This window comes from Microbacterium sp. (assembly GCF_035277845.1).
GTDB lineage: Bacteria > Actinomycetota > Actinomycetes > Actinomycetales > Microbacteriaceae > Microbacterium.
Window position 1 is genome coordinate 1 of the sequence record NZ_DATEJS010000055.1, and the last position, 18,222, is coordinate 18,222.

The following is an 18,222-nucleotide window of genomic DNA, read 5'->3' on the forward strand; positions in this document are numbered from 1 at the left end:
CTCGTGCAGCGCTGGTATCGCGAGACCACCCACGCCGGCGCGGCGCTCGACGACGGTGCCAAGCAGAAGCTCACGGCGCTCAACCAGCGCCTGTCGACGCTGTCCACCCTGTTCGAGAAGAACCTGCTCGCCGACACCAACGACCTCGCGGTGCTGTTCGCCGACGCCGCCGAGCTCGACGGGCTGAGCGAGGGCGAGCTGTCCGCCGCGGCCCAGGCCGCCGCCGACCGCGGGGTGGACGGATACCTCGTCACCCTCACCCTGTTCACCGGACACCCGTACCTGGCGAGCCTCACCCGGCGGGAGAGCCGGGAACGGCTGCTTGCGGCATCCCGCGCCCGTGCCGCCCGCGGCAACGCCAACGACAACGACGACGTGCTCCTCGAGATCGCCCGTCTGCGCGCCGAACGCGCGCAGCTGCTCGGCTACGCGAGTCACGCCGCCTACATCACGAGCGACGAGACCGCAGGCTCCCCCGGAGCGGTCCACGATCTGCTGCGCCGTCTGGCGGTCCCCGCGGCCGCCAACGCCCGCACCGAGCAGGCCGGTCTGCAGGCCCTCGTCGACGCGACGGATGCCCCCTACCCGCTCGCCGCGCACGACTGGGCGTTCGTCACCGAGAAGGTGCGCAAGGCCCGCTACGACCTCGACTCCGCCGCGCTGCGTCCGTGGTTCGAGGCGGAGCGCGTGCTGCAGGACGGCGTCTTCGCGGCCGCGCACCGGCTCTACGGCGTCCACTTCACCGAGCGGCACGACATCCCCACCTACCACCCCGACGCCCGGGTGTTCGACGTCACCGACGACGACGGATCGCCCGTCGGCCTCTTCGTCCTCGACCTGTACACGCGGGACACCAAGCGCGGCGGCGCATGGATGAACCCCATCGTCGAGCAGTCCGCGGTGCGCGGCACGCTGCCGGTCGTCGTCAACAACCTCAACGTGCCCAAGCCCGCTCCGGGCGAGCCGACCCTGCTGAGCCTCGATTTCGTCACCACGATGTTCCACGAGTTCGGCCACGCCCTGCACGGCCTCTTCGCCCGCACCACGTACCCGCACTTCTCGGGCACCTCGGTGTTCCGCGACTTCGTCGAGTTCCCCAGCCAGGTCAACGAGATGTGGATGCTGTGGCCCGAGATCCTGGACGGCTACGCCCGGCACATCGACACCGGCGAGCCGCTGCCGGGCGACGTCGTCGAGCGCCTGCGCGCCACCGAGTCCTTCAACCAGGGATTCCTCACCAGCGAGTACCTCGCCGCCGCGTGGCTCGACCAGGCCTGGCACTCGCTGAGCGCCGAGCAGGCCGCCGCGGACATCGACGTGGCATCCTTCGAGGCGGCGGCGCTCGCGGACATCGGGCTCGACAACCCGCTCGTTCCCACCCGGTACTCGTCGACCTACTTCGCGCACGTGTTCTCGGGCGGCTACAGCGCCGGCTACTACTCGTACATCTGGAGCGAGGTGCTCGACGCCGACACCGTCGAATGGTTCCGGGAGAACGGCGGGCTCACGCGCGAGAACGGTGACCGGTTCCGGCAGCGTCTGCTCGGGGTGGGCGGCGCGAAGGATCCGCTCGAGGCCTACCGCGACTTCCGCGGACGCGACGCCGAGATCGCGCCACTGCTCGCACGACGCGGCCTCGACGCCTGATCGGAGCTCAGGGGATGGCCGGCACGCGCTCTCGAGCCACGCCGGACATCCCCGCACCGATCGCCGACAGCACCGCGCTGATGATCAGCAGCAGCCAGAAGCCGCCCACGAGGGCGACGAGAGTGGCACCGACCAGCGGGCCGACCAGCTGACCCAGCGCCGCCGAGACGTTCACCAGTCCGAGGTCGCGGGCATGGTCGTCGGGGTACGGCAGCAGGTCGGTCGCGAACGCCAGACCCACCGTCGAGAACGCGCCGTAGCCCGCTCCCAGCACGGCCGCCGCGATCATCGTGGTGGTGAGACTCGGGGCGACGGCGATGACCACGGCGGCCGCCGCCTGCACCGCACCTGAGGCGACCGTGAGTCCCCGCCGGCGACCGGTCTTGTCCGACCACCAGCCTGCAAGCACCGACGCGAGGACCACGAACACGGTGTAGACGACGATCACGAGCAGCAGGTTGTCCTGTGCCTCCGACTCCTTCTCCCCCAGGCCGTACATGAGGAAGAAGAGGAACAGCGTGGTGGGCAGCGCGTTTCCGACGTTGGTGACGAAGCGTCCCCACACCACCCAGGCGAAGTCGCGATGCGTGAGCGCGGCCCACGGCGCGCCCTGAGCGACGCGTTCGGGGCGGCTCGCGGTGGGCGGATCGGGCAGCAGCGCGGCGGCCGCGGTGCCGACCACGGCGATGAACACCGCGAGCACCACATAACCCGCGAGGATCGAGAGGCCGAGCAGTACGACGGCGCCGACGCCGAGCACGATCCCGACCGCCTGCGACGAGCTCGCCGACGCGGATGCCGCGCCGCGCTGCGACTCCGGCAGCTGGTCCGCGATCAGCGCGGTGAACGCGGCGGATGCCACCGCCACACCGATCGAGACACCGGTCCACGCGATGCCGATCGGCCAGGGCCCGTGCACGAGACCGGTCACGACGAGGCACAGCGCGGTGAACACGCTGGCGCCGCTCGCCCAGGGCCGGCGCCGACCCCAGCGCGACCGGGTGCGGTCCGACAGCATCCCGGAGAGCGGACCGGCGATCACGCCGGCGAGGCCGCCGACACCGAGCACCACGCCCGAGTAGACGACGCCCGCGACCCAGGTGCCCGTGGTGCTCGTCGCCGTGTTGAGCTGGGTCGGCAGCAGCAGCTGGATCGGCGTGAGCTGAACGGTCCAGATCGCGAGCCAGGCGAGCGTGAAGAAGGCGAACCACCGCGTGCCGACCTTCGCGGGCGCGACGGTGTTCATGCGCGGGCCTCCGCCCGCCCAGGGCGTCGCCGCGCGGGCAGAAGAGCTTCAGCGGTCGTCATGCAGCTGACTCTACGGCCGCGTGGCGCCGAACGGCGGAAGGTCGGCGTCGCGTCAGGCGCTCTTGCGCTTCTGACGAAGAACCAGGGTGGGCGCCGCGCCCGTCTCGACGGCGGCGCGGGTCACGATCACCTTGTCGACGTCTTCGGTCGACGGGATCTCGAACATGATCGGTCCGAGCACGTCCTCGAGGATGGCGCGCAGGCCGCGGGCACCGGTCTTGCGTGCGACGGCCAGGTCGGCGATCGACTCGAGCGCCTCGGAGTCGAACTCCAGCTCCACGTCGTCGAGCTGGAACATCCGCTGGTACTGCTTGACGAGCGCGTTCTTCGGTCCGGTGAGGATGTCGATGAGAGCGGTGCGGTCGAGCGGCGAGACCGAGGCGACCACCGGCAGGCGCCCGATGAACTCGGGGATGAGACCGAACTTGTGCAGGTCTTCGGGCTGCACCTCGCTGAAGAGGTTCTGATCCTCGTCTTTGCGGTGCAGCGAAGCGCCGAACCCGACGCCGTGCTTGCCCACGCGGGACGAGATGATCTCCTCGAGACCGGCGAAGGCGCCCGCCACGATGAACAGGACGTTCGTCGTGTCGATCTGGATGAACTCCTGGTGCGGGTGCTTGCGGCCGCCCTGGGGCGGCACCGAGGCCACCGTTCCCTCGAGGATCTTCAGCAGGGCCTGCTGCACACCCTCGCCCGAGACGTCGCGGGTGATCGACGGGTTCTCGGCTTTGCGGGCGATCTTGTCGACCTCGTCGATGTAGATGATGCCGGTCTCGGCGCGCTTGGTGTCGAAGTCCGCGGCCTGCAGGAGCTTCAGCAGGATGTTCTCGACGTCTTCGCCGACGTAGCCGGCCTCGGTGAGGGCCGTGGCGTCCGCGACCGCGAACGGCACGTTCAGCCGCTTGGCGAGCGTCTGCGCCAGGTAGGTCTTGCCGCAGCCGGTGGGGCCGAGGAGCAGGATGTTGCTCTTCGCGATCTCGACCTCGTCGGCGCGCTGCTCGGCGGTCTGCAGAGTGCCGTGCGCGCGCACGCGCTTGTAGTGGTTGTACACGGCGACGGACAGGGCGCGCTTGGCGTCGTCCTGGCCGACGACGTACTCCTCGAGGAAGGAGAAGATCTCGCGAGGCTTGGGCAGGTCGACCTCGACGAGCTCACCCGACCCGGACTCGGCCATGCGCTCTTCGATGATCTCGTTGCACAGCTCGACGCACTCGTCGCAGATGTACACGCCGGGGCCGGCGATCAGCTGCTGGACCTGCTTCTGGCTCTTGCCGCAGAAGGAGCATTTGAACAGGTCGGCACCTTCACCGATGCGTGCCATGCGGCTCCTCCTTTGGTCTTCGACCGAACCGGCCGGTTGTGATCGAGCCTAATCGAGCCGTCCGACATCCGCTCGGATCTGGCTGACACGTGTCGTGCCGCGTCACACCCGGCGAAGACGACGGATGCCCCGCCGCCGCGCGACGAGGCATCCGGGACGTCCTCAGGCTCCGAGGGCCGGCAGCCCGCCGCGCTTGCGCGTGGTGAGCACCTGGTCGACGAGGCCGTACTCGACGGCGTCGGCCGCGGACAGGATGTTGTCGCGGTCGATGTCCTTGTTGACCTGCTCCTGCGTGCGGTTCGAGTGACGGGCCAGCGTCTCCTCGAGCCACGTGCGCATGCGCATGATCTCGTTCGCCTGGATCTCGATGTCCGACGCCTGCCCCTGCCCCGCCTCGCCGACGGCGGGCTGGTGGATCAGGATGCGCGCGTTCGGCAGTGCGAGGCGCTTGCCGGGAGCGCCGGCCGCGAGCAGCACGGCAGCCGCCGACGCCGCCTGACCGAGCACGACGGTCTGGATCTGCGGCGAGACGTACTGCATCGTGTCGTAGATCGCGGTCATCGCTGTGAACGAGCCACCGGGCGAGTTGATGTACATGATGATGTCGCGGTCGGGGTCCTGCGACTCCAGCACGAGCAGCTGCGCCATGACGTCGTCGGCGGACGCGTCGTCCACCTGCACGCCGAGGAAGATCACGCGGTCCTCGAACAGCTTGTTGTACGGGTCCTGGCGCTTGTAGCCGTAGGCGGTGCGCTCTTCGAACTGCGGCAGCACGTATCGGCTGCCGGGCATCTGCAGTGCCTGGGGTGCGCGCACGCCGGAACCGGGGATGTTCATTTCCATGTCTGTGTTCCCAACCCTCAGTTCGAGGCCTTCTCGGTGCCGCCGCCGCCGATGACGTCGGATGCGGACTCGCGGATGTGGTCGACGAACCCGTACTCGAGAGCCTCGTCGGCCGAGAACCAGCGGTCGCGGTCTCCGTCGGCGTTGATCTGCTCGACGGTCTTGCCCGTGCGCTTCGCGGTGATCTCGGCGAGACGCTTCTTCATGTCGAGGATCAGCTGCGCCTGCGTCTGGATGTCGCTGGCCGTCCCGCCGAAGCCGCCGTGCGGCTGGTGCAGCAGCACCCGGGCGTTCGGGGTGATGTAGCGCTTGCCCTCCGCCCCGGCGGTCAGCAGCAGCTGCCCCATGGACGCCGCCATGCCGATGCCCACGGTCACGATGTCGTTCGGCACGAACTGCATGGTGTCGTAGATCGCCATGCCCGCGGTGATCGAACCGCCCGGCGAGTTGATGTAGAGGTAGATGTCCTTCTGCGAGTCCTCCGCCGCAAGAAGAAGGATCTTCGCGCAGATCTCGTTCGCGTTCTCGTCGCGCACCTCTGAGCCCAGCCAGATGATGCGGTCCCTCAGCAGCCTGTCGAAGACGCTGGTCGCGACAAGGGGTTCAGCCATTGCAGCTCCTGTGTTCGTGGTCGTGGGATCGAATCTACCGGCGAGTCGCGCGCGACCCGCCCGTGTTCGCCCTGGGCAGAGCAGGCGGTCGGGATCGCCGGATCTCGGCGGAGACGACGAGGGGCGGATCGCTGCTGCGATCCGCCCCTCGGGTGCGATGCGATTACTCGGCGGCCTCTTCGGTCGCGGCGGCCTTCTTGGCGCGCGTCTTCTTGGCGGGCTTGGCCTCCTCGACCGGCGCCTCCTCCGCGACGACCTCATCCGCACCGGCCTCGTCGGCAGCGTCGTCGGCAGCCTCGTCCTCGGTCTCGGTGGCGACGAAACGGCTCATGTCGACCGGGTTGCCCTCGGAGTCGACGACCGTGACCGTGCCGAGCGCGACGGCGAGGGCCTTGTTGCGCGCGACCTCGCCGACGAGGGTCGGCAGCTGGCCGTTCTGCTGCAGGGCGTTCACGAAGTCCTGCGGGGCCATGCCGTACTGCGAGGCGGACTGCACGATGTACTGGGTCAGCTCGTCCTGCGACACGTCGACGGTGTGCTTCTCGGCCAGCTTGTCGAGCACCATCTGGGTGCGGAACTGCTTCTCGCTGGCCTCGGTGACCTCGGCGCGGTGCTCGTCGTCCTCGAGACGGTCCTCGGACTCGAGGTGCTGGTGCACCTCGTCGAGCACGAGCTGCTCCGGCACCGGGATGCCGGCCTGCTCGATGAGCGTCTCGATGAACTTGTCGCGGGCCGCGGCGCCCTGCGTGAAGGATGCCTGCTCCTTGACGCGCTCGGCGAGGCTGCCGCGCAGCTCGGCGATGGTGTCGAACTCGCTGGCGATCTGGGCGAAGTCGTCGTCCGCCTCGGCGAGCTCGCGCTCCTTGACGTTCTTGACGGTGACCGAGACCTCGGCCTCCTCGCCGGCGTGCTCGCCGCCGATGAGCTTCGAGCGGAAGGTGGTGTCCTCGCCGGCGGTCAGCGACTCGATCGCCTCGTCGATGCCCTCGAGCAGCTCGCCCGAGCCGACCTCGTACGAGACGCCCTCGGCGCGGTCGATCTCGGCGTCCCCGATGGTGGCGACGAGGTCGAGCTCGACGAAGTCGCCGGTCTTGACGGGGCGGTCGACCGGCACCAGCGTGCCGAAGCGGGCGCGCAGGCGGTCGAGCTCCTCCTCGACGGCGGCCTCATCGACCGGAACGGCGTCGACGGTGACGGTGGTGCCCTCGTAAGCGGGCAGGTCGAACTCGGGACGGACGTCCACCTCGACCTCGACCTTGAGGTCGCCGGAGAAGTCCTTCTCATTCGGCCACTCGACGACCTCGGCGCTGGGGCGACCGACGATCTTGACCTCGTTCTCGGTGACGGCCTGACGGAAGAAGGTGTCCAGACCCTCGTTCACGGCGTGCTCGATGACGGCACCGCGCCCGACGCGCTGGTCGATGATCGCCGGCGGCACCTTGCCCTTGCGGAAGCCGGGGATCTGGATGTCCTCGGCGATGTGCTTGTAAGCGTGGGTCACGCTGGGCTTGAGGTCCTCGGGCGTGACCGAGATGTGCAGCTTCACGCGAGTGGGGCTCAGCTGCTCGACGGTGCTGGTGACCATACCTGTTCGTTCTCCTCTGGTTTCCGTGCACGCACGTGCACGGCGGCTGAAGGTTGTGGGGCTCTGTGGGGCCGTGTTCGTCGGGGCGACAGGATTTGAACCTGCGGCCTCCCGCTCCCAAAGCGGGCGCTCTACCAAGCTGAGCTACGCCCCGGGCGCGCACGCGGAGTGCGCCGAAACGGCCACAGAGAGTCTAGCCGACCGGACTGCACGGCCTCTGCACGCGGTCGGCGGCGCCGCAATCATCCACTACACTCGTGAAGGTCGCATTCGCGGCCCCGGGGATGTAGCTCAATGGTAGAGCCTCAGTCTTCCAAACTGATTACGCGGGTTCGATTCCCGTCATCCCCTCCACGGAAGAAGCGCACGACCACCGGTCGTGCGCTTCTCCGTTGTGCGGCCTGCAGCTGTCGGGCTTCGGACCGGCGGGGGATGCACGGCCACCGGTCGTGCATCCCCCTTGTGTGCGATCGGCGCCCCGGGGCGCCGTGCTGCGGCGGCGGGGAGACGTCGTCCCCTCCGCCAATCGGACGGACGACCACCGGTCGTGCGCCCGAGGCTTCCGGTGCGGTTCGCGTCCGAGTCGCGCGAACCGCACCCCCTGCCATCACTGCGGATCGTCGGCGGAGCCCTCCACCCCGCCGGTCGATCAGCGCTGGATGAGCGTGAAGATGTTGGTGACGCCCCAGACCACCGGAGCGGCGGCGGCCAGCACGACGCTGAGCACCAGTGCGGTGATCGCGACGGCCTTGGGGGTGAACGGGCGGGTGAGGCCGATGATGGCGAGCACGAGGGCGGTCGCCAGCAGCGGAAGCGCCACGTAGAGGGCGGCGGGTGCCAGCAGGATCGCGGCGGCGACGGCCACCCCGCCGAGAGCGGCGAGAGCGAGCGCGACATTGCCGAAGGTGTTGCGAGTGCGCGGCTGAACGTACGTCATGACGGACATTTGAAGACTCCCCAGGATGATGGTCACTTGTCATTTCGGACTTCGGGAGACCCCAGATCTCCCTGCTGAATTCACGGTACCGCGCACCGATGGGCGCGATCCCGGACTTTCCGAAGTCTTGAGCAAACCTTTGGCGACCCCGGCGGAACGCCGCTCGACGAGGACTTCCGGCTATCCGGCGGGCGGGTCGGCCCGATGACGTCGCCGGGTCACCATGCGGCGTCGACTGCGCTCACGCCGGCGTCGCACCTTCGTGCTCGGCGACGTGGCGCCGGTACACGACGGCGTTGTTCACGAGGCGCGCCCTCTCGTCGTCCGTGAGCTCCCGGCGCACCTTCGCCGGCACACCCGCGACCAATGAGCCGTCCGGCACGACGGTCCCTTCGAGCACCACCGCTCCCCCGGCGATCAAGCATCCGCTGCCGATCCGCGCACCGTTGAGCACGACGGCGCCCATGCCCACGAGCGAACCGTCGCCGATGGTGCAGCCGTGGATGACGGCGTTGTGCCCGACCGACACGTTCTCGCCGAGCACCACGGGGTGCCCATGATCGACGTGCACCGCCACGTTGTCCTGGAGGTTGCTGCCGGCCCCGATCGTGATCGAGTCGCCGTCCGCGCGCAGCACCGCGTTGTACCAGACGCTCGATCCCTCGAGCAGACGCACATCCCCGATGATCCGGGCACCGTCGGCGACGAAGGCGCTCTCATGCAGCTCGGGCGTCTTGCCGATGACGGTCAGGATCGAAGCGGTGGCGGAGATGCTCATGGTCTCGAGCGTAGACCGGCGGTCGGTGACGCACGCGTGCCGGAATCAGGCGAGGTGCGTCACGCGTCCACCCAGGATGGTGGCTGCGACGGGCATCCTCCGGACCTCGTCGGCGCTTGCGGTGAGCGGATCCGCGCCGCAGAGGATCAGGTCGGCGACCTCGCCCGGCATGATCGTCGCGGCGTCGTCCGCGCTGCCGCCGCGGGTGGACGCCGCCAGGGCGGTCCCCGCGTCGAGTGCCTGATCCGGCTGCCACGGGTCGCGTCCGTCGCGCGTGCGCCACACGGCGGCGGCGATCGCCGCCCACGGGTCGAGCGGGGCGACCGGGGCATCCGACCCGAACAGCAGCGTCGCACCGGCATCCTGCAAGGACCGCAGGGCGTACGCGCGCGCCGTCTGGCGCGCCCACAACGCGTCGGTCATGTCGCGGTCGTCCAGGAGGTGCACGGGCTGCACGCTGGCGCCCACGCCGAGCCGGGCGAACCGCCGCAGGTCGGGTGCCGCCACCAGCTGCGCGTGCTCGATGGTGCCCCACGCGCCGGTGGCGGCGAACGCATCGAGGGCCACCGTGTTCGCGCGGTCGCCGATGGCGTGGATCGCGCAGGCGAGGCCTCCGCCCGCCGCCGCGGTCATCAGCTCGCGCAGATCGTCGGGCATGAGGTTCAGCGTGCCGAGGTTCGAGGGGTCATCTGCGTACGGCTGCGAACATGCGGCGGTGCGGGTGCCCAGCGACCCGTCGGCGATCACCTTGAGCGGACCGACGTGCACGAGGTCGGATGCCGCGTCGCGCAGCGGGTCGCCGCTCGCGAGCCCTTCGGCGAGCGCCCGGTCGAGATGGTGCGGATACACCGCGAACTCCACGCGCCACAGGTCGAACCCGCCCGCGAGGCGACGACGCCACGCCTCGTCGTTCCACCCCATGTCCAGATCGACCACGCCCACGACGCCGCGTGCGGCCGCGGCGGCCGCGGCATCCCGGACCATCGCGTCGGCGAGCGAGGGTTCGACCTCGTTGAGGCGGCGGGAGACCTCGAAGGCGTCGTTCTCGCGGAGCACGCCGTCCGCGGTGGCCGGGAACCCCTCCCGCCGCAGGGCCGCCGAGTTCAGCCACATGCTGTGCGCGTCGGCGTTCACGAGGTAGGTCGGGATGTCGCCGGTCACCGCGTCGACGGCGTCGAGCGCGGGGGCATCCGGCCAGAGCGCGTCACGATAGCCCGTGCCGATGCGGCGTCCGTCGGCAAGGGGCGGGACGTCGCGGATGAGGGTCAGGGCCTCGGCTGCGGAGCGGGCGGCCTCGAGGGACGTGCGCTGGGCGTTCAGCGCCCACTGCACGGTGTGCACGTGGTGGTCCCAGAGCCCGGCGGCGAGCCAGGTCCCGGAGCCGTCGAGCACCGTGCCGCTGCGCGGCAGCGCACCGGCGGGGCCGATGTCGGCGATACGGCCGCCGGCCAGGTGCACGTCCACGGGCTGGTCGCCGAACGGGTCGAACCGGTCGCGTGCGGCCAGTCGCACGCCCGCGATGACGTCGACGTCCCCGCCGACCTCGGGAGCGGATGCCATGGCCTACTCCCCTGCCGCCGGGTGCACCCGGCGCATCTCGGCCGCGAGCTGCGGATGCGCGAACGGACCGTCGCCCTGCAGCTCGGCGATCACGCGCTCCACCAGGTCGGCGGGCTTGTTCTGGCTCATCTTGCGCTTCGCGCTCACCCGGGTGGGGGTGAGCCGGAAACCGACGGTGCCGGTGGCGAGCTGTTCGATCGCGGCCGGATCGTTCGGCGGCTCCCACATCAGCCGGGGCTCCGGATTGTGCCGCTCGAAGTGCTGCACGAGGCGGTCGAGGGCGCGCAGATTCTCGGCGTCGCTCAGCAGTACGGGAACACCCGCCAGATGCACCGCCGAGTAGTTCCACGTCGGCACCTGCGTGCCGTCGCCGTACCAGCTCGGCGAGATGTACCCGTGCGGACCGGCGAAGATGACCAGCAGCTCCCGCTCGCCGAGCCCGTGCAGGCGTTCATCGGGCCGCCCGACATGCGCGACGATCGTGAGGTCGTCCCGTTCCGGGTCGAGCATCATCGCGTAGTGGGAGGCGACGAGTCCGTCCGGCGTGTCGCTGATCATCGTCGCGAACGGGTTCTCGTCGACGATCCGCCGCATCTCGGTGAGGTCGCCGAGCACGAACTTCGGGTTGTAGCGCATGCATCCAGGCTATTGCGAGGCCGCGCGCCCGGTCTGTCACCGCCGCCTCACGCCTGGCAGCTCGGGCACCAGTACAGCTTGCGGGCCTGCATCTCCTCGACCACGATCGCGGTGCCGCAGACCCGGCATGGGAGTCCGGCACGGTGGTACACCCAGTGGCGGTCATCGCGGCTGGCCATGGCGCGGCGCCAGTCGTCGGGCGACAGATCGTCCATCGTCATCATCTGGCCGGTCTCCACGCCGATGCGCAGCAGCCGCACCCAGTCGTGCCAGAGCTGCCGGACGACCTCAGGGCGCACCTCGCGCCCCGGCGTGTGCGGATTCTGCCGCGCGCGGAACAGCAACTCGGCGCGGTAGACGTTGCCGATGCCGCTGACGATCGCCTGGTCCATGAGCAGCTGACCGATCGCGACGTTGCGACGCGCCACCGCCGTCACGAACCGGCGCTCACCCGTCTCCGGATCGTCCACGAGCGGATCCGGACCGAGCTTCGCGATGGTCTGCAGCACCTCGTCGGGCGTCTGCACCACACAGGCCGTCGGCCCGCGGAGGTCCGCGCAGGTGGCATCCGTCATGAGCCGCAGCCGCACCTGGCCGACCACCGGCGGTGGCCATTCCGTGCCGTCGTCGGCGAGTCCCGTGGTCTGCTCCGACATGCGCACGTGCACGCGCGTCTTACGGGGCGCACCGATCGACGTCAGCGAGTTCTCGCCGGCGCTGTCGAAGACGGCCCCGCCGAGCGCGGCGTCGAGGTCGGTGCCGCGCTGGTTGGTCTGCCCCATCCGTCCGTTCGCGGACGCGATCGTCGGATCGACGAGGATCTCCCCGGCGAAGTCCCACGCCCCGTACAGGCCGAGATGCACGCGCAGCCAGACCTGCTCGTCGAACTCGGCGAACATCTGCTTGCCGACCGCGCGCACCGCCGTCATCTCCCGTCCGGAGAGCACCGCGGCCCCCTCGGCGAACCGGCCCTGCGGGCTCGACGCCGTGACCGGACGGCCGACGAAGTTGCGCTCGAACTGCCGCGCGATGCGGTGGACGGAGTGCCCTTCGGGCATCAGCGACCAGCGCGCGGGTCGGGCAGCAGCGCGCCGGTGTCCTCGAAGGCGCGGATCTGCGCGATCCGGCGCACGTGGCGCTCCTCGTCCGAGAACGGGGTCGCGATGAACGTGTCGATGAGCGCGACGACCTCGTCGAACGTGTGCTGCCGCGCGCCGATCGCGATGACATTGGCGTCGTTGTGCTGGCGCGCGAGCTCGGCGGTCGAGGTGTTCCACACGAGCGCGGCGCGGATGCCGGCGACCTTGTTCGCGGAGATCTGCTCGCCGTTGCCGGACCCGCCGAAGACGATGCCGAGCGCCTCGACGCCCGCCGCCTGGTCGGCGACCACGGCCTGCGCGGCGCGGATGCAGAACGACGGGTAGTCGTCGACGGGGTCGTAATCGATCGGGCCGTGGTCGACCACCTCGTGGCCGGCGCCCCGCAGGTGCTCCTGCAGGCGGACGGAGAAGTCGAGGCCGGCGTGGTCGGTCGCGATGTGGATGCGCATGATCTCGATCCTAGAGAAGGCCGGTCAGGGCGCGATGCCGGCGGCGGCGGGCTTGAACCCGGCGCGGATGTTCTCGCAGCATCCGGGGCGGCACACGTCGTACCACGGGCCGAGATCGGTGAGGTGCACGCGGTCGGTCACCGCTGTGCCGGCGAGACGTTCCTGCACCAGGTCGACGAGACCCGACACGAACGCGGGGTCCACGCCCGGGGTGCGCGTGCGCACCGCACGCAGCCCCGCCTCGGCCGCAGCCTCCAGCGCCTCGTTGTCGAGGTCCCAGAGAACCTCCATGTGGTCGCTGACGAAGCCGAGCGGCACGACCGCGACCGCGGTGATCCCCTCGCTCGGGAGCTCGGCGATGCGGTCGCACACGTCGGGCTCCAGCCACGGCTGCGACGCCGGGCCGGAGCGGGACTGGAAGACGAGCTCCCAGCCGACCCGCGCGGCCGCCGGGATCTCCTCCGCGACCGCCGCCATGACGACGGCTCCCACCGCGCGATGCTGGGCCGCGTATGCGCCGCCCTCGCCGAAGTCCTGGTCGCGCGGGCCGGAGCGCTCGGCGTCCGCGGTCGGGATGCTGTGGGTCGAGAACAGCACGTGCACCTGCTCCGGCGCCGTGCCGTCGGCGAGCAGTTCCGCGAGCCCGTCGCGCACGCCGTCGACGAACGGCTGCACGAAACCGGGGTGGTCGAAGAACTGGCGCACCTTGTCGATGGTCACGGTCTCGCCGAGCCCGGTGTCGGTGAGCACGCGGGCGAAGTCCTCGCGGTATTGCCGGCAGCTGGAGAACGAGGCGTAGGCGCTCGTCGCGATCGCGATCAGGCTGGTGTCGCCGGCGGCCGCGGCATCCTGCACGGCGTCTTCGAGCATGGGAGCCCAGTTGCGGTTGCCCCAATAGACCGGAAGCGCGATTCCGCGCGACGCCAGTTCGGCCTCGAGCGCCGCCTTGAGCGCACGGTTCTGCGCATTGATCGGACTGACCCCGCCGAAGTGGCGGTAATGGTGCGCGACCTCCTCGAGGCGCTCGTCGGGGATGCCGCGCCCGCGCGTGACGTTGCGCAGGAAGGGGATGACGTCATCCTGACCCTCCGGCCCGCCGAAGCCGGCGAGCAGGATCGCGTCGTATGCGACGGGCTCTTCGATGTGGGGAGCACCGCACGCGGCGGCGGGAGAGGCGAACGGCACAGTCTGATCCGATGTCACCTCTCCATCCTGGGGGCACAGTCGCACTGAAGGTGAACAGAGTCCCCTGGCAGCGGCCCCTCCATGACGGGCCGTAACGGGCGCCGTCGCATAGGCTTGGTCAGGTTGCCGTCGGTGCCATCAGCATGTGCGGCATATGACCCCTCATCGATACGGGAGCATCGCAGTGCCAGGAGAGAACCTCACACGGATCGAGGCGCAGGAGCGCCGCGCCATCGTCGACACGCACGAATACGACGTGCGACTCGACCTCACCCGCGGCGAGGAGGTGTTCGGGTCCGTCAGCACCGTCCGGTTCGCGGCGACTCCCGGGGCTTCCACCTTCATCGACCTGATCGCGGGCGAGGTGCACTCGATCACGCTCAACGGGCGCAGCATCCCGGTCACCGCATTCGCCGATTCCCGCATCGCGCTGACCGACCTCGAGGCGCAGAACGAGCTCGTCGTCGACGCCGACTGCCTGTACACGAACACGGGCGAGGGCCTGCACCGCTTCGTCGACCCGGTCGACGGCGAGGCGTACCTGTATTCGCAGTTCGAGGTGCCCGACTCACGGCGCGTGTTCGCCGTGTTCGAGCAGCCCGACCTGAAGGCGGGCTTCCGCTTCACGGTCACGGCGCCGGCCGCGTGGAAGGTCGTCTCCAACTCCCCCACCCCCGAGCCCGCCGAGCACGGCGACGGCACGGCGACGTGGGACTTCGAGCGCACCCCGCGCATCTCGTCGTACATCACCGCGCTCATCGCCGGGCCGTACGAGGCGACGTTCTCGGAGCTGACGAGCGCCTCGGGCACGGTCGTGCCGCTCGGGGTGTACGGCCGCAAGAGCCTGTGGCAGTATCTCGACGCGGACTACATCTTCGACAAGACCCGTCAGGGCTTCGCGTACTTCGAGGAGAAGTTCGGCGTCGCCTACCCCTTCGAGAAGTACGACCAGCTGTTCGTCCCCGAATTCAACGCGGGCGCCATGGAGAACGCGGGCGCGGTGACCTTCACCGAGACGTACGTGTTCCGCAGCAAGGTGACCGACGCCGTCAAGGAGCGCCGCGTCGTCACGATCCTCCACGAACTCGCGCACATGTGGTTCGGCGACCTCGTCACGATGAAGTGGTGGAACGACCTCTGGCTGAACGAGTCGTTCGCCGAATGGGCGTCCACGATCGCCACGGCCGAGGCCACCGAATGGACCGAGGCGTGGACCACGTTCAACGCGATGGAGAAGACCTGGGCGTACCGTCAGGACCAGCTCCCCTCCACGCACCCGGTCGTGGCCGAGATCAACGACCTGGAAGACGTCCAGGTGAACTTCGACGGCATCACGTACGCCAAGGGCGGCTCGGTGCTCAAGCAGCTCGCCGCGTGGGTCGGCATCGACGCGTTCTTCGCCGGTGTCGGCGCCTACTTCCGCAAGCACCAGTGGGGCAACACCGAGCTCGGCGACCTGCTCGCCGAACTCGAGGTCACCAGCGGCCGCGACCTGTCCACGTGGTCGAGGAAGTGGCTGGAGACGGCCGGGGTGAACACCCTCACGCCGCTCATCGAGGAGGATGCCTCGGGCCTCATCAGCCGCTTCGCGATCGTGCAGACCGCTCCGGCCGACTATCCCACCATCCGCCCGCACCGCCTCGGCGTCGGCTTCTACCGCTTGCAGGGCGACGAGCTCGTGCGTGTGCACAGCCTCGAGCTCGACGTCGACGGCGACCGTACCGACGTGCCGGCGCTCAAGGGCGTCGCCCGCCCCGATCTCGTGCTGCTCAACGACGGCGACCTCGCGTACGCGAAGATCCGCCTCGACAAGCGCTCGCTCGCGACCGCGATCGCCCATGTGTCGAAGATCAGCGACCCCCTCGCGCGGTCGCTCGTGTGGGGCGCCGCGTGGGACCAGACCCGCGACGCCGAGGCATCCGCCTCCGACTACGTCGACCTGGTACTGGCCAACATCGGCGCCGAGACCGAGTCCACGACCGTGCGCACCACCCTCGGCCAGCTGCTGCTCGCCGCCAACGCGTACGTCGACCCCGCCGAGCGCGAGAACACCCGCGTGCGCGTCGCCGACGAGCTCTGGCAGCTCGCGCAGGCCGCCGAGGCCGGCAGCGACAGCCAGCTGCAGCTGGTGACCGCGTTCGCGTCCGCTGCCGCGGAATCCGGGCAGTGGGCCCGGGTCAAGGCGCTGCGCGACGGGGAGACCACCCTCGAGGGCCTCGAGATCGACACCGACCTGTCGTGGCAGCTGCTGGTGTCGCTCGCAGCCGGCGGCGTCGTCACCGCGTCCGACATCGACACGGCCCTCGCCGCCGACAACACGGCGAAGGGCGGCGAGTTCGCAGCGCAGGCCAGGGCCGCGCTGCCGGACGCCGATGCCAAGCAGCAGGCGTGGGGCTCGCTCGTCGACCACGACGACCTGCCCAACACCGTGGTCCGCTCCGCCGCACTCGGTTTCGTGCATCCCGCCGGCCGCAACCTGCTCGAGGCGTTCGTGCAGCCGTACTTCGACATGCTGCTGCCGATCTGGAACTCGCGCACGTACCAGATCGCGCAGTACCTGATCGTCGGGCTGTACCCGGCTCCGCTCGCGAACCTCGAGCTGCAGAACGCCACCCGGGCCTGGCTGCGCGAGAACGCGGACGCCCCGGCCGCGCTGCGCCGCCTCGTCGCCGAGAACCTCGCCGGCGTCGAGCGCGCGCTCGCGGTGCAGGAGCGCGACACCCAGCAGTGAGGGGCTCAGCCGTGTTCAGCGCCACCCCCGATGTGACCAGCCCCGGCTTCTGGGCGCCGGTCGTCAGCTTCCTCGTCGATGCGGGCGGAAATCTGCTCGCTGTGGCGGGGATCATCGTCGCCGCCGTCGTCATCGTCTGGATCCTGCATCGCATCATCCGGCTGGTCGTCACCCGGATCGTCAACGGCGCCAAGTCCAAGGCCCAGGTGGCCGACACCATGGCCCTGGACCGGTCGCCGGTGGCATCCGTCCGGCTCGTGCAGCGCACGCGCACACTCGGGTCGATCCTGCGCAACATCGTCAACGTCCTGGCGGTGATCGTCGCGCTGCTGCTGATCCTCGGCATCGTGGCGCCGAACGCGCTCGGATCGCTGACGCTGCTCACCGCCGCCGTCGGCGCCGGCCTCGGCTTCGGCGCGCAGAACATCGTCAAGGACGTGCTCAACGGCATCTTCATCGTGGCCGAGGACCAGATCGGCATCGGCGACGTCGTCGACCTCGGGCTCGCGACCGGCGTCGTCGAGTCGGTGAGCGTGCGCATCACGCAGGTCCGGGACGTCAACGGCACGCTCTGGTATGTGCGCAACGGCGAGGTCACCCGCATCGGCAACATGTCGCTCGGGTGGTCGCGCGTGATCATCGACCTGTCCGTCCCGGTGGATGCCGACATCGAAGAGGTCGAGGAGAGCATGCTGCAGGCCGCGCGCGGCCTCGCCAAGGATGCCAAATGGCGCACCCGCATCATCGAGCAGCCCGAGGTCTGGGGCCTGGAGTCGATCTCCGGCGACGCCCTCGTGATCCGGCTGGTGATGAAGACCCGCGCCGGAGCGAAGGACGACGTCGCCCGCGAGCTGCGCATGCGCCTCAAGAACGCGATCGACGAGCTCGGCATCCAGCTTCCGCAGCTGAACTCGATCATGCTCACCGGACTCGAGGGGGCCCAGCGCGTCCGCGGCGCCAACCCCCCGCGCACCAAGCCCGTGCCGATCGACTCCGACGTGGTCTGGAAGCCGAAACGCCAGCCCAAGAAGCAGAAGAAGGCGTCCGATGCCGGAACGGAGCAGCATGACGGATGACGCGATGCCGACCTTCTACGAGCAGGTCGGCGGGCACGAGACCTTCCGGCGGCTGGTCGACCGCTTCTACGCCGGCGTCGCGACCGACGACGTGCTGCGCCCGATGTACCCCGAGGAGGACCTCGGCCCCGCCGCGGAGCGCCTGATGCTGTTCCTGGAGCAGTACTGGGGCGGCCCGACCACCTACGGGGAGCGGCGCGGTCACCCCCGGCTGCGCATGCGGCACGTGCCCTTCCACGTCAACCCGGAGGCGCGCGACCGCTGGCTCGGGCACATGCGCGTGGCCGTGGACGAGCTGCAGCTGCCCGAGCTCTACGAGACCACGCTGTGGGACTATCTCGAGCGCGCGGCTCACGCGATGGTGAACACGTTCGAACCGACCCCGGGAGCGGCCGGCGGCCCGAACCCGGACGGGCGGCCCGGTCTCGGCCTGCACAGCGAGAGCACGCGATGAG

General features: G+C 69.9%; 16 protein-coding genes and 2 tRNA genes. 5 read left to right on the forward strand and 13 right to left on the reverse strand.

Translation table 11 applies throughout. From position 1 onward, the window contains the following. Nucleotides 1-1,647, forward strand: a 1,647-nt coding sequence (locus tag VJR25_RS02025) for a M3 family metallopeptidase (RefSeq protein ID WP_324111995.1), incomplete at its 5' end; no start/stop codon positions are given. A gap of 7 nt (nucleotides 1,648-1,654) precedes the next feature. Here VJR25_RS02025 and VJR25_RS02030 read toward each other — a convergent pair. From VJR25_RS02030 to VJR25_RS02055, 6 genes are all read right to left on the reverse strand, one after another. Next, nucleotides 1,655-2,893, reverse strand: a complete 1,239-nt coding sequence (locus VJR25_RS02030; RefSeq protein WP_324111996.1) for an MFS transporter — start codon at nucleotides 2,891-2,893, stop codon at nucleotides 1,655-1,657. Between the two features lie 114 nt (nucleotides 2,894-3,007). Beyond that, nucleotides 3,008-4,276, reverse strand: a complete 1,269-nt coding sequence (gene clpX, locus VJR25_RS02035; protein WP_324111997.1) for an ATP-dependent Clp protease ATP-binding subunit ClpX — start codon at nucleotides 4,274-4,276, stop codon at nucleotides 3,008-3,010. A 162-nt stretch (nucleotides 4,277-4,438) separates the two neighbouring features. Beyond that, nucleotides 4,439-5,113 carry an ATP-dependent Clp protease proteolytic subunit gene (locus VJR25_RS02040; protein ID WP_324112070.1) on the reverse strand — a complete coding sequence of 225 codons (675 nt, stop codon included), beginning with the start codon at nucleotides 5,111-5,113 and terminating at the stop codon, nucleotides 4,439-4,441. Between the two features lie 23 nt (nucleotides 5,114-5,136). After that, nucleotides 5,137-5,730, reverse strand: coding sequence for an ATP-dependent Clp protease proteolytic subunit (locus tag VJR25_RS02045; RefSeq protein ID WP_324111999.1), 594 nt, complete (start codon nucleotides 5,728-5,730; stop codon nucleotides 5,137-5,139). A gap of 163 nt (nucleotides 5,731-5,893) precedes the next feature. Further along, a complete protein-coding gene (tig, locus tag VJR25_RS02050) occupies nucleotides 5,894-7,315 on the reverse strand; it encodes a trigger factor (RefSeq protein ID WP_324112002.1) in 1,422 nt (473 codons plus the stop codon). 80 nt (nucleotides 7,316-7,395) lie between these two features. After that, a tRNA-Pro gene (locus VJR25_RS02055) sits at nucleotides 7,396-7,469 on the reverse strand. Between the two features lie 126 nt (nucleotides 7,470-7,595). Between VJR25_RS02055 and VJR25_RS02060 the strand changes: the two genes are divergently transcribed. Next, nucleotides 7,596-7,669: transfer RNA gene (locus VJR25_RS02060), tRNA-Gly, on the forward strand. Nucleotides 7,670-7,964: 295 nt separating this feature from the next. Here VJR25_RS02060 and VJR25_RS02065 read toward each other — a convergent pair. From VJR25_RS02065 to VJR25_RS02095, 7 genes are all read right to left on the reverse strand, one after another. Further along, complete coding sequence (locus tag VJR25_RS02065; RefSeq protein WP_324112004.1) at nucleotides 7,965-8,252, reverse strand: hypothetical protein; 288 nt, start codon at nucleotides 8,250-8,252, stop codon at nucleotides 7,965-7,967. Between the two features lie 241 nt (nucleotides 8,253-8,493). Next, a complete protein-coding gene (locus tag VJR25_RS02070) occupies nucleotides 8,494-9,030 on the reverse strand; it encodes a gamma carbonic anhydrase family protein (protein ID WP_324112006.1) in 537 nt (178 codons plus the stop codon). Nucleotides 9,031-9,075: 45 nt separating this feature from the next. Next, the gene (locus VJR25_RS02075; protein ID WP_324112008.1) at nucleotides 9,076-10,590 is read right to left on the reverse strand and encodes an amidohydrolase; all 1,515 of its coding nucleotides are present in this window, start codon (nucleotides 10,588-10,590) and stop codon (nucleotides 9,076-9,078) included. Nucleotides 10,591-10,593: 3 nt separating this feature from the next. After that, nucleotides 10,594-11,226: an FMN-binding negative transcriptional regulator gene (locus VJR25_RS02080; RefSeq protein WP_324112011.1), complete on the reverse strand. Its 633-nt coding sequence runs from the start codon at nucleotides 11,224-11,226 to the stop codon at nucleotides 10,594-10,596. Nucleotides 11,227-11,273: 47 nt separating this feature from the next. Next, nucleotides 11,274-12,284, reverse strand: a complete 1,011-nt coding sequence (locus tag VJR25_RS02085; RefSeq protein WP_324112013.1) for an Fpg/Nei family DNA glycosylase — start codon at nucleotides 12,282-12,284, stop codon at nucleotides 11,274-11,276. Beyond that, nucleotides 12,284-12,775, reverse strand: a complete 492-nt coding sequence (locus VJR25_RS02090; RefSeq protein ID WP_324112016.1) for a ribose-5-phosphate isomerase — start codon at nucleotides 12,773-12,775, stop codon at nucleotides 12,284-12,286. The genes VJR25_RS02085 and VJR25_RS02090 overlap by 1 nt, the downstream gene beginning before the upstream one ends. 24 nt (nucleotides 12,776-12,799) lie before the next feature. After that, nucleotides 12,800-13,978: a ferrochelatase gene (locus VJR25_RS02095; RefSeq protein ID WP_324112018.1), complete on the reverse strand. Its 1,179-nt coding sequence runs from the start codon at nucleotides 13,976-13,978 to the stop codon at nucleotides 12,800-12,802. Nucleotides 13,979-14,144: 166 nt separating this feature from the next. Between VJR25_RS02095 and pepN the strand changes: the two genes are divergently transcribed. From pepN to VJR25_RS02110, 3 genes are read left to right on the forward strand one after another with little or no spacing between them, the layout of a single operon-like run. After that, the gene (gene pepN, locus VJR25_RS02100) at nucleotides 14,145-16,691 is read left to right on the forward strand and encodes an aminopeptidase N (RefSeq protein ID WP_324112020.1); all 2,547 of its coding nucleotides are present in this window, start codon (nucleotides 14,145-14,147) and stop codon (nucleotides 16,689-16,691) included. An 11-nt stretch (nucleotides 16,692-16,702) separates the two neighbouring features. Beyond that, the gene (locus VJR25_RS02105; RefSeq protein WP_324112022.1) at nucleotides 16,703-17,767 is read left to right on the forward strand and encodes a mechanosensitive ion channel family protein; all 1,065 of its coding nucleotides are present in this window, start codon (nucleotides 16,703-16,705) and stop codon (nucleotides 17,765-17,767) included. Next, nucleotides 17,757-18,221 (forward strand): globin, encoded by a 465-nt coding sequence (locus VJR25_RS02110; protein ID WP_324112024.1) that lies wholly within the window; start codon nucleotides 17,757-17,759, stop codon nucleotides 18,219-18,221. Before VJR25_RS02105 ends, VJR25_RS02110 begins: the two co-directional genes overlap by 11 nt. Nucleotide 18,222: the final 1 nt, after the last annotated feature.

Coding starts and splice junctions, on each gene's coding strand:
- VJR25_RS02070 (WP_324112006.1), bottom strand. CDS start 9,030: ATGAGCATCTCCGCCACCGCTTCGATCCTGACCGTCATCGGCAAGACG.
- VJR25_RS02080 (WP_324112011.1), bottom strand. CDS start 11,226: ATGCGCTACAACCCGAAGTTCGTGCTCGGCGACCTCACCGAGATGCGG.
- VJR25_RS02045 (WP_324111999.1), bottom strand. CDS start 5,730: ATGGCTGAACCCCTTGTCGCGACCAGCGTCTTCGACAGGCTGCTGAGG.
- VJR25_RS02090 (WP_324112016.1), bottom strand. CDS start 12,775: ATGCGCATCCACATCGCGACCGACCACGCCGGCCTCGACTTCTCCGTC.
- clpX (WP_324111997.1), bottom strand. CDS start 4,276: ATGGCACGCATCGGTGAAGGTGCCGACCTGTTCAAATGCTCCTTCTGC.
- VJR25_RS02065 (WP_324112004.1), bottom strand. CDS start 8,252: ATGACGTACGTTCAGCCGCGCACTCGCAACACCTTCGGCAATGTCGCG.
- tig (WP_324112002.1), bottom strand. CDS start 7,315: ATGGTCACCAGCACCGTCGAGCAGCTGAGCCCCACTCGCGTGAAGCTG.
- VJR25_RS02030 (WP_324111996.1), bottom strand. CDS start 2,893: ATGAACACCGTCGCGCCCGCGAAGGTCGGCACGCGGTGGTTCGCCTTC.
- VJR25_RS02110 (WP_324112024.1), top strand. CDS start 17,757: ATGACGGATGACGCGATGCCGACCTTCTACGAGCAGGTCGGCGGGCAC.
- VJR25_RS02075 (WP_324112008.1), bottom strand. CDS start 10,590: ATGGCATCCGCTCCCGAGGTCGGCGGGGACGTCGACGTCATCGCGGGC.
- VJR25_RS02040 (WP_324112070.1), bottom strand. CDS start 5,113: ATGAACATCCCCGGTTCCGGCGTGCGCGCACCCCAGGCACTGCAGATG.
- VJR25_RS02085 (WP_324112013.1), bottom strand. CDS start 12,284: ATGCCCGAAGGGCACTCCGTCCACCGCATCGCGCGGCAGTTCGAGCGC.